The organism is Prochlorococcus marinus str. MIT 9314, from assembly GCF_000760035.1.
GTDB classification, from domain to species: Bacteria; Cyanobacteriota; Cyanobacteriia; order PCC-6307; family Cyanobiaceae; genus Prochlorococcus_A; species Prochlorococcus_A marinus_B.
On record NZ_JNAO01000002.1, the window covers coordinates 35,113 to 47,932 of the forward strand.

General features: G+C 31.3%; 16 protein-coding genes. 2 read left to right on the top strand and 14 right to left on the bottom strand.

Annotated elements, in window-relative coordinates:
* Position 1: 1 nt before the first annotated feature.
* Positions 2–1,552, top strand: a complete 1,551-nt coding sequence (locus EU98_RS07795) for an alpha/beta fold hydrolase (protein ID WP_032515029.1) — start codon at positions 2–4, stop codon at positions 1,550–1,552.
* Here EU98_RS07795 and EU98_RS07790 read toward each other — a convergent pair.
* From EU98_RS07790 to EU98_RS07750, 10 genes are all read right to left on the bottom strand, one after another.
* A complete protein-coding gene (locus tag EU98_RS07790) occupies positions 1,549–2,571 on the bottom strand; it encodes an ABC transporter permease (protein ID WP_032515030.1) in 1,023 nt (340 codons plus the stop codon). The two genes, EU98_RS07795 and EU98_RS07790, sit on opposite strands and share 4 nt — an antisense overlap.
* Positions 2,564–4,135 carry an ABC transporter substrate-binding protein gene (locus tag EU98_RS07785; RefSeq protein ID WP_032515031.1) on the bottom strand — a complete coding sequence of 524 codons (1,572 nt, stop codon included), beginning with the start codon at positions 4,133–4,135 and terminating at the stop codon, positions 2,564–2,566. The genes EU98_RS07790 and EU98_RS07785 overlap by 8 nt, the downstream gene beginning before the upstream one ends.
* Positions 4,136–4,152: 17 nt before the next feature.
* A complete protein-coding gene (locus EU98_RS0108700; protein WP_193742983.1) occupies positions 4,153–4,404 on the bottom strand; it encodes a hypothetical protein in 252 nt (83 codons plus the stop codon).
* Positions 4,405–4,474: 70 nt separating this feature from the next.
* On the bottom strand, positions 4,475–5,776 hold the full coding sequence (locus tag EU98_RS07780) for a homoserine dehydrogenase (RefSeq protein ID WP_032515034.1): 1,302 nt from the start codon (positions 5,774–5,776) through the stop codon (positions 4,475–4,477).
* A gap of 45 nt (positions 5,777–5,821) precedes the next feature.
* The gene (locus tag EU98_RS07775) at positions 5,822–6,241 is read right to left on the bottom strand and encodes a SufE family protein (RefSeq protein WP_032515035.1); all 420 of its coding nucleotides are present in this window, start codon (positions 6,239–6,241) and stop codon (positions 5,822–5,824) included.
* Between the two features lie 39 nt (positions 6,242–6,280).
* Positions 6,281–6,838, bottom strand: coding sequence for a 5-formyltetrahydrofolate cyclo-ligase (locus tag EU98_RS07770; RefSeq protein WP_032515037.1), 558 nt, complete (start codon positions 6,836–6,838; stop codon positions 6,281–6,283).
* A gap of 9 nt (positions 6,839–6,847) precedes the next feature.
* Positions 6,848–7,321, bottom strand: coding sequence for a crossover junction endodeoxyribonuclease RuvC (gene ruvC, locus EU98_RS07765; protein ID WP_032515038.1), 474 nt, complete (start codon positions 7,319–7,321; stop codon positions 6,848–6,850).
* A 5-nt stretch (positions 7,322–7,326) separates the two neighbouring features.
* Positions 7,327–8,415, bottom strand: a complete 1,089-nt coding sequence (gene bchI, locus EU98_RS07760) for a magnesium chelatase ATPase subunit I (RefSeq protein ID WP_011818593.1) — start codon at positions 8,413–8,415, stop codon at positions 7,327–7,329.
* A 116-nt stretch (positions 8,416–8,531) separates the two neighbouring features.
* The gene (locus tag EU98_RS07755; protein WP_032515039.1) at positions 8,532–9,284 is read right to left on the bottom strand and encodes an RNA methyltransferase; all 753 of its coding nucleotides are present in this window, start codon (positions 9,282–9,284) and stop codon (positions 8,532–8,534) included.
* Entirely contained in the window at positions 9,281–9,667 is a 387-nt protein-coding gene (locus tag EU98_RS07750) for a c-type cytochrome (RefSeq protein WP_032515040.1), read from the bottom strand. The genes EU98_RS07755 and EU98_RS07750 overlap by 4 nt, the downstream gene beginning before the upstream one ends.
* A gap of 55 nt (positions 9,668–9,722) precedes the next feature.
* Here EU98_RS07750 and petG point away from each other — a divergent pair, with 55 nt between their 5' ends.
* A complete protein-coding gene (gene petG / locus EU98_RS0108705) occupies positions 9,723–9,842 on the top strand; it encodes a cytochrome b6-f complex subunit V (protein WP_011376619.1) in 120 nt (39 codons plus the stop codon).
* Here petG and rsmD read toward each other — a convergent pair.
* From rsmD to EU98_RS0108710, 4 genes are all read right to left on the bottom strand, one after another.
* A complete protein-coding gene (gene rsmD, locus EU98_RS07745; protein ID WP_032515041.1) occupies positions 9,819–10,418 on the bottom strand; it encodes a 16S rRNA (guanine(966)-N(2))-methyltransferase RsmD in 600 nt (199 codons plus the stop codon). The two genes, petG and rsmD, sit on opposite strands and share 24 nt — an antisense overlap.
* Before the next feature lie 13 nt (positions 10,419–10,431).
* On the bottom strand, positions 10,432–11,049 hold the full coding sequence (gene hisH / locus EU98_RS07740; protein ID WP_032515042.1) for an imidazole glycerol phosphate synthase subunit HisH: 618 nt from the start codon (positions 11,047–11,049) through the stop codon (positions 10,432–10,434).
* Positions 11,050–11,060: 11 nt separating this feature from the next.
* Positions 11,061–11,384, bottom strand: coding sequence for a thioredoxin (gene trxA / locus EU98_RS07735; protein ID WP_011376622.1), 324 nt, complete (start codon positions 11,382–11,384; stop codon positions 11,061–11,063).
* Positions 11,385–11,613: 229 nt separating this feature from the next.
* Complete coding sequence (locus tag EU98_RS0108710; RefSeq protein WP_032515043.1) at positions 11,614–12,777, bottom strand: GuaB3 family IMP dehydrogenase-related protein; 1,164 nt, start codon at positions 12,775–12,777, stop codon at positions 11,614–11,616.
* Positions 12,778–12,820 lie beyond the last annotated feature (43 nt).

The following is a 12,820-nucleotide window of genomic DNA, read 5'->3' on the forward strand; positions in this document are numbered from 1 at the left end:
AGTGAAATACATTTTTATAATTTTTTTTAGTTTTTGTGGTTTATTTTTTAATAATGGTTTAAGAGCTGCTGAAAAGATAAATATTAAGTTTGAAGAGATGGAAATCCCTCTTACTATAGAACAATTATCAAAATTAGAAAAATACAAAGATGATTCAACAGAATTAATAGATTGGTTAAAAAAAAATGGATTTATAAGAGTTTTTGAATTATCAAAATTTTTAGAATTTCCAGTTTTCAAAGAAGAGGGATTAAATAGAGAAATATTAAGAAGTTGGATAGGGCGTAAAATTCTTACAGAATTAAGCAAAAGCATTGAAGTTCCAAATGACAATAATGGAACAGAAATATATAACACTATAGAAAATTTATTAGATCAAAAAAAAGAAGTTTCAACTTTAGACATCATAAAGGCATTACCATCAGATGAAATTTCACTAGATATTGATAATTTAATTTTAATAATTTCATCTTGGAAAAATGAATTATCAATGCAACAAGAACTGTTGTCCAAATTAAATCAACTTGAAAGAACTAAACAAAATGCCTTTAAAAATACTGAAAAAAAATCAAATCAAGATCTTATTAAAATTGAAAAAAAAATTTTTGCTCCTCACCGAGTGAAACCTTTTGAAATTAAAATATGGAAAAGCAATCAAACAAATGAAGATAAAGAATTGATAATCTTTATGCCAGGACTTGGAGGCGAAATTAATAATTTCAAATGGATAGGCAACGAATTAGCAAAAAGGGGGTGGCCAATATTATTCATAGATCATAGAGGGAGTAATTTAGAATCATTCATAGAAGTACTCGAAGGCAAGGAAACGATACCAGGAAGTGCAGACTTTTTCTTGTATAGAATTAAAGATTTAGATGCTGTATTAAAAGCTCATGAAAATGGAGAATTTGGTATACCTAATGATTCTTATATTTTAATGGGGCATTCACTTGGCGCTTTAATAGCACTTTTATATGAAGGTAATAAACCTACTGATCAACTAGAGGATAAATGTGATTCGGCATTAAAAGACTTTGCGGTAACAAATCTATCAAAATTACTTCAATGTCAGTTGAGTGAAATACCATTCCCTAAGAAAAGTAACACTAATAAGGCCAGTGCCATAGTAGGTTTTAATTCATTTGGGAGTCTAGTATGGCCAAAAGAAAATAGTACAGGCATTAAAGCACCAACTCTTCTAATAGGTGGTACTTATGACCTTATTACACCGTTAATGAATGAACAATTTAGAGTTTTTTATGCGTTAGATAATCCATCAAATAGATTTCTAATTATTGAAGGAGCAAGTCATTTCTCTCCAATAAGAATTAATAAAAGCTATGAAGAAAATAATGACCTCTTCAAAATAAGTGAATCTTTTATTGGTTCAGAGCCAACATTAGTACAAGATTTATCTACGAAATTTATAGTTGAATTTTTAAAAAATATAAAAAACCGAAAGATGCCTACAGTAATTAAAAACCAAAGAGATTTGGGACTTGATTTCCATCTTTTAGATCTTGAAACAATAAAAGAAATTTCCGAAAATTAGTACTCTATTCGTGGATCTAAATAAGCGATTAATATATCTACGAAGAGATTTAAAGAGACTATGAGCATAGAGGTAAAAATTACAATTCCTTGAACCAAGGTATAGTCTCTTTGAGAAATAGCTTCATGTAATCTTAAAGCTATACCTGGCCATGAAAAAGTTACCTCGAATAACAAAGCACCTCCTGCTAATGAGGCCATAGTCAAGCCAGAAATAGTGACAATTGGCAATAGTGCATTAGGCAATGCATGGTTCAAAAATATTTTTTTCCTTGATATTCCTCTACAAATAGCAGCATTTACATAATCACTTTTTAATGTCTTATCCAAATTTACTCTTAATGAGCGACTGAATATACCACTTAATAAAAAGCCAAGGGTAATCGAAGGAAGTGCGATATGATAAAGACTATCTTTTAGAGCAATAATATTATTTGAAAGAATACTATCTAAAACCAGAAAACCTGTTATTTGAGGTTGTTGCTGAAATATTGGAAATCTACCTCCAATTGGGGAAATATTAAAAAGAACAGAAAATAATAATTGCGCTAGCATTGCACCCCAAAAAGGAGGTATCGCGTATGTGGCAATTCCTAATATTCTCGCAATATAATCAATCTTTTTCCCTCTATTTCTTAAGCCAATTAATCCCAATGGGAATCCTATTAGTGTGGCACTTAATATTGAAAAGAATCCAAGCTCAATACTTGCAGGCAATGACTTAATAATAATATTTAGGACTGGCTCTTGAGTACTAAGAGATTGGCCAAAATCTAAGTGCAATATATTTTTAATATATGAAAAATATTGATTTATTAAAGGTTCATTTAGCCCCAATTTATTTCTAAGAAATTCCCTAGAAACCTCATCTGCACCAGATCCAAGTATGGCATCGACAGGATCGCCGGGAGCAACTCTTAATAAAATAAAAACTAATGAAGAAATTATCCATAACATTATCGGTATTAATAAAATTTTTAATAAGGAATAATTTAGTAATTTATTTAAATTTCTAGTCATTAATTAACTGAAGATCACTCAATGAAATTATTCCTGCACCATTAAAAATAGGTTTTGAAATTTTATTTTGAGACCATGCTTTTTGAGAGGATATCCAAATAGGAATATAAGGTATTGAACTCGCTGCTATTTTTTCAATTTCAATAAGTTTTTTTAATCTTTTAATTCCACTTATTTCTTCACTTTCAAGAAATAAACTTTCCACTTTATTAGATCCCCAAAAACTACCGCTGTAGACTGATTCACCTTTTTTACATATACCATCAACTATTTCATTACAACTTAAAAGAGGGGTAAGATATGCTTCTGGATCTGAATAAGCTCCAGTCCAATCAAGAATAACTGCAGTATAAATTCCTAAACTTAGATTTTTATAAACTGTTGTCGATTCTACTCCATTTAGTTCAATATCAATACAATCATTCAAAGAATTTTTAATTTCTTGCTGCCATGTCAGAGCAATAAGCTTGTCAGCTGGCACATTAGATCTATAAGTAAGAGGTATTTTCAGAATATTTCCATCACAATAGTTTTCTTTTTGCAATAACCTTCTCGCTTCTAAATAATCATATTTAGGCCATAGTTCTTGATTATCTTTTTTTAATATCGGAGGGATAATTGATCTAGTTGGCTTCCTTAATCCATAACTTATTTTCTCACTAATTAATTTTCTATTAAGACTTTTTGCCAAAGCAAGTCTTAAATTACGATTACTTAAGGGATAAGAACTAGTTTTAAGACTTATAAAACTTAATTCAGTAAAAGGGCTATTACCTTCTTTAAACTGTTTATTTTTGCTTAAATTATTTAGACTTTTTCTCTGACTATCATCAATAGAGTTTGATAAGAGCACATCAATCTGTTTACTTTTTAAAGCCCCAAAAAGAGATGATGAATTTGAATAACCCACAAAATTTATGCCCTTATTTAAGGGTTTTTCACCCCAATAATTCAAATGTGGATCAATTGATTGAACTTCATTAGAAAAACTGGTCAGCACATACTTGCCAGTACCAACAAATTTTTCATTTAGAAACTTATCAGAATATTCTTTGTAAAATGTAGGAGATATTGGAGTTAAATTTACTGAAGTAAGTAGACCATTTAAAGAACTTGATGGTTTATTCAAATTTATAATGACTGAATATTCACTCGGGGTTTCTATTGATTTAATCTTGTTTCCTAAAATATAATTCATCGTTCCAATTCTTTTGAATCTATCAAAAGAAAACTTTATTGCATTTGAGTTAAATAAAGTTCCATCGTGAAAAAAAACATTTTTTCTTAAATTGATAATTATTTGAAGTTTATCCTTTGAAATAATTGGCATCCCCGATGCCAATTCAGGTATTAATTCACCGTTAGAATTTAATTCATATAATGTGTCTCCTAGAGAACTGATTAATTGAATTGCTTTAAGAGTATTAGCTCTAGCTGGATCTAAAGATTCAATTTTCCCAGAACTTGCTACTATGATTTTTTTAGATATTCTTTTTGAGCGGCAAGAAGTCTGTAAAAAAGAAATTAAAAAAATGAGTATTGATAAAACGACTTTTTTTTTCATGTTTTTCAATTACTTAATTATTCTGAAAAATTATTAGAGCAAAAAATTTGTAAGGTTATTTGACTTATCTCTAAAGCAAATGTTTTTTTAGAATTACAAGCAAAAGGCCACTCTCTTACCCAACAAATTTTCTTACCTATATTTATACCAATTACTTGAAAAGTCTTATTGCTATTTTTAATTTTTACACAAGCACCTTTATAAAGGTTTTCAGAACAAATTAAATTATTTTTTTGATTTTTATTGTCCAATATTTTTGAATGAATCATTAAGGTATTAAAACCAACCACTTACTTTCTTCGGTTTAACAAGCCATTAAGAAATTTGCAAACTATTTTTTTAAATACAACTTAATTGACTTGCAATAATTTTAACTTCATTTAGCGAATTTATTTCATCTTTCGATTTCTCAAAATCTCCATTATTCACCTCATGCGTAATAACAACAATTTCTGCTTTGTCCTCACTGGCATCAAGTTGAACAATTGATTCGATTGATACATTATTCTTTCCAAAAATATCTCCAATCTTTCCTATGACACCTGGACTATCAAGACAAATAATTCTAAGGTAATTTTTTTTGTTTATTTGTGAAGATTCTATGATATGACAGGTTCTCCAGAAATCAAAAGATAACAATGGATCGACCGAATTATTATTTTTTACTGAGGCGGCATGCAGATTTAATATATCTGATACTACAGATGCAGCAGTTGGGCCACTTCCTGCACCTGGACCATACAACATTATCTCTCCTAGAGGATCAGCCTCTATCAATAAGGCATTGTTAACTTCCTTAACTGTTGCCAATGGATGAGATTTTGGAATCAAAGAAGGTCCTACCCAAATATTCAAAGCAAGTGAATTATTACTATTTGTTTGTACCCTTTCGGAGAGCGCTAAAAGTTTAATTTCAAATCCTAATTTATTGGCATATTCGATATCCTTGAGATTAATTTTACTAATACCCTCAGAATGTATCTCCTCTCTTTTGATTTTACCTCCAAATGCGAGTTCACTAAGGATTGAAATCTTATCAGCAGCATCATGCCCCTCAACATCTGCAGTTGGATCAAATTCTGCGTAACCAAGGCTTTGGGCCAATTTTAAAGTCTCCTTATAATCTGCTTTTTCATTTGCCATCTTTGAAAGAATAAAATTTGTTGTGCCATTTATTATCCCAACCATTTTTTTTATAATGTTACTTTTTAATGATCTTTTTAAGGGTTCAATTATTGGAATCCCCCCGCAAACAGCTGCTTCTGACAATATATACACTCCTTCTTTAGATGCAGTTTTATATATTTCTTCTCCATATCTTGCAATCACTGCTTTGTTTGCGGTAACAACAGATTTACCTAATTTTAATGATTGCAAAATAATTTCTTTCGCTAAATCAATCCCACCCATTACTTCAACAATTACATCTATAGATGGGTCATTAATTAATTTAAATGGATCATCAATTAACAAATTATTATCTAGCTCAATATCTCTTTTTTTATTAAGATCTTTAACTGCTATTTTTGAAATTTCTATTTCTTTTAGAATTGGATGTGAATCAAGTTCAGAAGTTAATATTTTATAAATCCCTGAACCTACAGTTCCAAAACCTACAATACCAATTTTGCATTTTCTCATTGTTTTATTTCTTTTTACTTTGAATTTAATTTTATATTATTAGACCTACAAAAATTCATTTGCTTGAGACTGCATTTTCAATAAAATATTTAAAAAACCATTTGATCGTGAAGGGGTTAAGCTTGCTTTCAAACCAGTATCTTCAATAAATTTCTTATCTATTTCAACAACTTCTTTTGGTGTCAACTCATTTAATCCACTTATTAGAAAGGCCAACAAACCCTTTGTGATGAGAGCATCAGAATATCCTTCCCAAAATAATTTACCAGATTTAATATTTGCCTTAACAAAAACTTCTGAAACGCATCCCTTAACTTTATTTTCTTCAACAAGGATTTCATTATCTGGTTCATTCAATTTTTTGCCTAACCACAAAATATATTCATATTTCCTTTTTGGATCCTCTGATTTCTTCAACTTTTCTACTAATTTTGATAAATTATTGTATTTTTCCTGATTTTCCATTTTTTAAAACTATGAACTAATCAATTTATGAACCTCCTATTATACAAATATTTCTTTTTCTGTGATAAAGCCCGATAAAGGAATATCCCACTCAGCTTTGGTTAATGGAATCGTACTTACGCAATTAGAAGTTAACACTCCAATGCATGGAACATTTCTCCAATTATTATCTCTCCTTAATTTATCAAAATAACCTCCTCCATAACCTAATCTTGTTAAATTTTTATCAACGGAAAGACATGGTACAAATATCATGCTTATCTGCAAATAACTTAATGAGGAAGATTTATTTGGACTTAGTATTCCCTCAGAATCTTTGGTAAGAGGTTTTTCGTCCCATGGATAAAATAACAACTCTTTTTTATCTTTACATCTAGGCAAAGCTAAAGTAAATTTTTTCTTAAGACTTCTAATATCAACTTCATTTTTTAGAGGCCAATATATGCCTATATAACCAATATTTTTGTATACCTTAACAAATGAATCAACATATAATCTTACATTCTTTTCTACATTTTCTCTTTGATTAGGAAAAATCTCATCTCTTAGTTTTCTAAAGGTATCCCTCTCCAATTTCTTATTTTCAAAGATCGTCATATTAATTTTTCAGTTAAAGCCATCCTCATTTAGTTTTGTGAGTGCTATAGCCAATGCATCTGCTGAATCATCAGGTTTTGGAGGTTTGTCAAGATCTAAGTTATACATAACAGCATCAAGAATATCTTTCTTAGATGCCTTTCCAGATCCAGCAATTGTTAATTTTATCTGAGCAGGTGAATACTCACTAACATGAATTTTTTTAGAGGCCAATGCCATCATAATCACGCCTCTGGCCTGCACTACACTAATGGTAGTACTTGACCTGTAAAAGAAAAATTTTTCTACTGCCGCTGTAGTTGGGTTCCAATGATTTATTAATTCATTAAGATCTTGGTATATCTCATAAAGTCTATCTTCTTCTTTTTTATCTTTACCTGTCTCAATAACACCGCAATCTAATAATATCTTTCTTTCGTTTTCTATCTCAATTATTCCATAACCAACTCTAGCTAATCCAGGGTCAATACCAATTATTCTCACTGTTATTAAGCTTCAGCAGACAATTGAAATTTTGAAAGATTTTCTTTTTCATCCAAATCAAATACTTTACAAAAAGCTTGAATAACTCTTTCACCTGAATCAACTTGTTCTAAGGGATCTTTTCTAAGTCTATGTCTTAAAGAACAAGAAATAACCCTTGCTATATCATCTTCTTGCACTTCAGTTCTGCCCTCAAATGCTGCAATTGCTCTTGCAGACCTATTTGTAACAATATCTCCACGTAAACCATCTACATCAAGTTCTCCGCAAATTGCAGAAATATTCAACCTTAAGTCATCATCCATTTGAACAGAATTTAATATTTCTTGTGCTTTAATAACTTTTTGTTGAAGTTCATCCTGTTGTTTCTCAACACTCAATGAAAACTCATCAGGATTGTCATCAAAAGAAGTTCTTTGATCAACTACCTGCACTCTTAATTCAGCATCTCTAACTGTCTTAACTTCAACACTCATTCCAAACCTGTCCAATAATTGAGGCCTTAATTCACCTTCTTCTGGATTTCCTGAACCAATAAGGACAAACCTCGCAGGATGTCGAACTGAGACTCCCTCCCTTTCAACTGTATTCCATCCGGAAGCGGCCGAATCTAAAAGTACATCAACTAAATGATCGTCAAGTAAATTCACTTCATCAACGTATAGTAAACCCCTATTAGCTTTTGCTAATAGACCTGGTTCAAATGCCTTAACACCTTCGCTCAAAGCCTTCTCTATATCAATGGTTCCACAAAGCCTATCTTCAGTAGCCCCTAAAGGTAAGTCAACCATAGGTACTTGTTTTTGAATACTTTCTAGATTTTCTCCTTGAGTAATTTTTTCCAAAACTTCTTTACTTTGTAAATCAGGATCGACTAGGGAACTATTATATGGATCGTCTTTAACAACATCTATAGCAGGCAACAAATCAGCTAAGGCTCTGATTGTAGTTGACTTTCCAGTCCCTCTATCACCCATTATCATCACTCCTCCAATTCTTGGATCAATAACATTTAACAAGAGAGCTAATTTCATTTCTTCTTGACCAATTACTGCTGTAAAAGGAAAAACTCTTCTTTTCTTTGTTGTAGGCACAGTTTTAGTTTTCTTAAATATTCAAATAATCAATAGATGCTACTTCAGAAAATGTTTTTAGTAAATATCCCTATAAATTAAAACTACAGAGAAGCAATAACTAATCAAATTTATACTTACTTATTTTTTTTTGAATTGTTCAAAAACCAGTTTATTTGATGGACAATTCCTCTTAAAACATTTATTTCGTGCATTGATGTATTTGCCCTTAAAATAAAACTCTTAAATTTATTGATTTTTGCCTTGGAGGTATGTTTTAAGAGATATCCTACTCGCAAAAGCATTTCCTCTATCTCCGCAAATGTATCATGTACTTCTTTCGATGATGCCAAGTTAAAAACTTTTAATTCATTATTTAAATTCTTTTTAGAAGACTTATTTAATTCATACAAAACTATTGAAACAGCGTGAGAAAGGTTTAATGAAGGATTATTCTGAGAAGTTGGGATATTAAAAGTTTTATTTGCCAGAAGCAATTCACAGTTAGTTAAACCTCTATCTTCTCTTCCAAATATAATTGCTAAATTATTTATCTTTTTAAAGGATAAAGTCCAATCGAATATATCTTCAGAAGATTCAAATAATGAATCTTTATTTACATCAATCCTTCCACAAGATGCGAGAACCAAATCACAATCAAAAATTGCTTTTTGAAGATCATCAAAAATCTTACAATGTTTAAGAAATTTTTGACCTTTAAGGGCCATTTTTTTTGCTTCTAAAGAAAATATATCGCATTTCGGAGAAACAATTCTTAATTCATCAACTTCAAAATTACTGCATAATCTTGCAACACTCCCTACATTTAAAGGGCCATTTGGTTCAACTAATATTACCTTTAAATTAGAAAAATTTTTTTTTAAAGTCATTCAAGGCTATGAAGATATTTTAATAAATTGGACATATTTACAGGATCAATTTCAAAACTTGGCATAGGAGGAGTTAAGCCTCCAGTAACTTGTTTTATTATCTCTTTGTCATTCAAACGTTGAGTTATTGAGTGTAAGTCTGGACCCACTAATCCTCTAGCTGTAATTCCATGACATCCAACACAATTTATCTTAAAAAGAGCATCTCCTTGCTCAGCAGAGCCATTAAGCTCAAGAGTTTCCACAACATATTTGTCATTTTCTTGATGTTTTACGAAAAATATTGAAAAACAAATCAATAAAACTCCAAATACAATAAAAACAATTTTTAAGAATTCACTTTTAAAGTCTCTTTCTGCTGCAGTTGATGAAGATGTTGACACAAAAAATAGTCTCTATGTAACAATTGTGGATAAGAATTTTAAAAAAGGCAAAAAAATGATCGAGCCTCTTCTATGTGGAATTGTTTTAGGTTTAGTTCCAATAACTCTTCTTGGATTATTCGTAAGTGCATGGAATCAATACAGAAGAGGTTCAGGGATGCTGGACATTGATTAAAAATGTTAATCTTGACTGCCCATAGTTTCTTACATCTATAGTTTCCCACAAATTACTTTTTTTAAAAAATAGGTTTGGAGAATGTTCACAAATAACTGTTGAATCCTTTTTTAAAAAATTACAATTAAATAATTGATTTAAAACTAATTCATAGAAATCTACATTGTAAGGAGGATCTAGATAAACAAAATCAAATTTTAATTTGTTTAAATCCATATTTCTAGAGGATAAGTTTCTCTGATAATTTGGTTTTGTCCATTTCAAAACGTCTTTACAAATCACTTCAATATCATTTCTCCTATTCTCTATGTTTTCCAACGAGAGTAAATTTTCTAAGCAAATTTTTGAGTTGATTTTGTTTTTTTCAATTGCAATTATTTTACTTGCCCCGTGATTATAGGCTTCACAAGATATGGCCCCTGTTCCACTAAACAAATCTAACCAGTTACTATTTTCAACTCTCTTGTTCAATATATTAAATATAGCCTCTCTCACTCTCAAAGTAGTAGGCCTCGTATAAATATTATTTGGACTTTGGAGTTTTTTACCACCTATTAATCTTAAGTTAGTCTTCATCCCTAAGCATCTTTTATTGAATATTACTCAGCCATTTTCTTAAAAGTTTTTCACCGGTTTTTCCAGATTTTTCCGGATGAAATTGACAGGCCAATAAATTATCATCCTCAATCATTGCGGTTAATTTTTCAGAGCCATAATCAACCTGAGCTGCAATAATATTTAAGTCATATGGGGTTGCATGATAGGAATGTACAAAATAGACCCAATTATTTAATTCTTCAAGCTCAAATAATGTATTTGGTTTTGTTGGTAAAAGTTGGCACCAGCCCATGTGTGGGATTCTCTGGTTAGGAATATTGGGTATTTTTTGTATTTTTCCTTTTAAAACTCCCAGCCCTTGAACTTTTCCTTCATCACTAGATTCAAAAAGGAGTTGGAGACCTAAACATATCCCCAAAAAGGACTTCCCACTTTTAATCCAATTTTTCAAATCATTTATCAAATCAGTATTTATAAGATTATTCATCGCTGGATCAAATGCTCCAACGCCAGGAAGTATTATCGCCTTACAAAGCTTAGAATCATTAAAGTTCTTAATTAATATAATTTCTTCTCCAAGACTTTCTAGAGATTTTGTTACAGAATGAATATTACCCATTCCATAGTCTATTAGTCCAATTTTATGCAAAGCTTTTATATTTATAAATGCTTAGTTAAAGTACTCGAAAGAGTTGCTTTTGGCACAGCGCCAACAACGGTATCAACCTTTTGACCTCCTTTAAAGATCATTAGTGTAGGTATACTTCTAATTCCGTATTGACTGGCTACATTTGGATTCTCATCTGTGTTTAATTTAAAAACTTTAATTTTCCCTTCAAAGTCTTTTGAGATTTCTTCTACAACTGGAGCGACCATCCTACACGGACCGCACCATGGGGCCCAAAAATCAACCAATACTGGTAGATCACTTTGCAGTACATCTTTGTCAAACGAAGAATCAGTTACGGCTGGAGCTGATGACATAATTTAAGTATTCCTTTTTGAAAATTTAGCAGGCAATTCTTTGAAGTGATGATTTCATTACAGATAAAATAATATAAGTAACAAAATATCTAAAAAAGCCCGATTAATCGGGCGATTTAGTGTGTGAGGAGTATGGGGTTTCCCCCATCATTTCATAATAACTCCTAATTAGAAAATTTTTCAATTTAATACTTAATTCACTAAGGTTTATAATTCTGCTCTAAAAGAACTACTTACCCATCCCAAGCTGCTGAGCTTTTTGATAAACCTTACCCTCGGTAAGAAGAGATGGTGCGATAACTATTTCAACTTCATGCATTTCTTTAATATTTTTTGCCCCAAGAGTACTCATTGAGGTTCTAATGGCTCCTAATAAGTTATGTGTCCCATCATCAAGTAAGGCAGGGCCTTTAATTATTCTTTCTAAGGATCCTGTAGAACCAACTTCAATTCTTGTGCCCCTTGGCAATACTGGACTTGGAGTAGCCATACCCCAGTGAAATCCCTTACCTGGAGCGTTTGAGGATTTAGCTATTGGGGATCCAATCATTACAGCATCTGCTCCACATGCTAAACATTTACAGATATCTCCGCCCGTTACAATTCCTCCATCACCAATAATAGGAATATAACGACCACTTTCTTCAAAGTAATCATTTCTTGCCATACTACAATCAGCAATTGCAGTTGCTTGTGGGATTCCAATTCCTAATACTCCTCTTGATGTACATGCCGCTCCAGGCCCTATCCCAACCATTAATCCTGCAACTCCAGCATCCATGAGAAGTTTTGCAACTTCGTAAGTAACACAATTTCCTGCTAAAACAGGGGCATTCAAAGATTGGCAGAGATCTTTAATATTTAAGGTTTCCTTACCTTCCATACCAAGATGTTCAGTTGAAACAACTGTTCCTTGAAGAAAAAATAAATCTATTTTGGAATTATTAAGTGTTTCTTTAAACTTAATAGCAGCTTGTGGAGTCCCACTAAAAGCAGCGATGCCTCCTCCCTCTTTAACCTCATTTATTCTTTGTAAGATCAATTCCTCCTTAACTGGTTCGCGGTATATCTTCTGCATTAGTGGTACGAAATCATTCTTGCCGACAGATGCTATTTGGTTCAATATTTCATCAGGATTTTCATATCTTGTTTGTATGCCCTCCATATTTATAACTCCTATGGAGCCTAATTTTGTGAGTTCTACAGCCGTATTAACATCTACAACACTGTCCATGGCACTAGCTACGATAGGAACTTCTCTTTTGATATCACCTATTGACCAAGAAGGATCAGTTAAATCATAATCAAGTGTTTTATTACCTGGGACTAAAGCTATTTCGTCGATGCCGTAAGCCCTTCTGACTTTTTTATTTAAACCAAGTTCAATATTCACGGAATTTTTCTATTTATTTTGATTAAATTAACAACTAAAGGGG

Coding starts and splice junctions, on each gene's coding strand:
- rsmD (WP_032515041.1), bottom strand. CDS start 10,418: ATGAAGACTAACTTAAGATTAATAGGTGGTAAAAAACTCCAAAGTCCA.
- EU98_RS07755 (WP_032515039.1), bottom strand. CDS start 9,284: ATGACTTTAAAAAAAAATTTTTCTAATTTAAAGGTAATATTAGTTGAA.
- petG (WP_011376619.1), top strand. CDS start 9,723: ATGATCGAGCCTCTTCTATGTGGAATTGTTTTAGGTTTAGTTCCAATA.
- EU98_RS07770 (WP_032515037.1), bottom strand. CDS start 6,838: ATGACGATCTTTGAAAATAAGAAATTGGAGAGGGATACCTTTAGAAAA.
- EU98_RS07775 (WP_032515035.1), bottom strand. CDS start 6,241: ATGGAAAATCAGGAAAAATACAATAATTTATCAAAATTAGTAGAAAAG.
- EU98_RS07790 (WP_032515030.1), bottom strand. CDS start 2,571: ATGACTAGAAATTTAAATAAATTACTAAATTATTCCTTATTAAAAATT.
- EU98_RS07780 (WP_032515034.1), bottom strand. CDS start 5,776: ATGAGAAAATGCAAAATTGGTATTGTAGGTTTTGGAACTGTAGGTTCA.
- trxA (WP_011376622.1), bottom strand. CDS start 11,384: ATGTCATCAGCTCCAGCCGTAACTGATTCTTCGTTTGACAAAGATGTA.
- EU98_RS07785 (WP_032515031.1), bottom strand. CDS start 4,135: ATGAAAAAAAAAGTCGTTTTATCAATACTCATTTTTTTAATTTCTTTT.
- EU98_RS0108700 (WP_193742983.1), bottom strand. CDS start 4,404: ATGATTCATTCAAAAATATTGGACAATAAAAATCAAAAAAATAATTTA.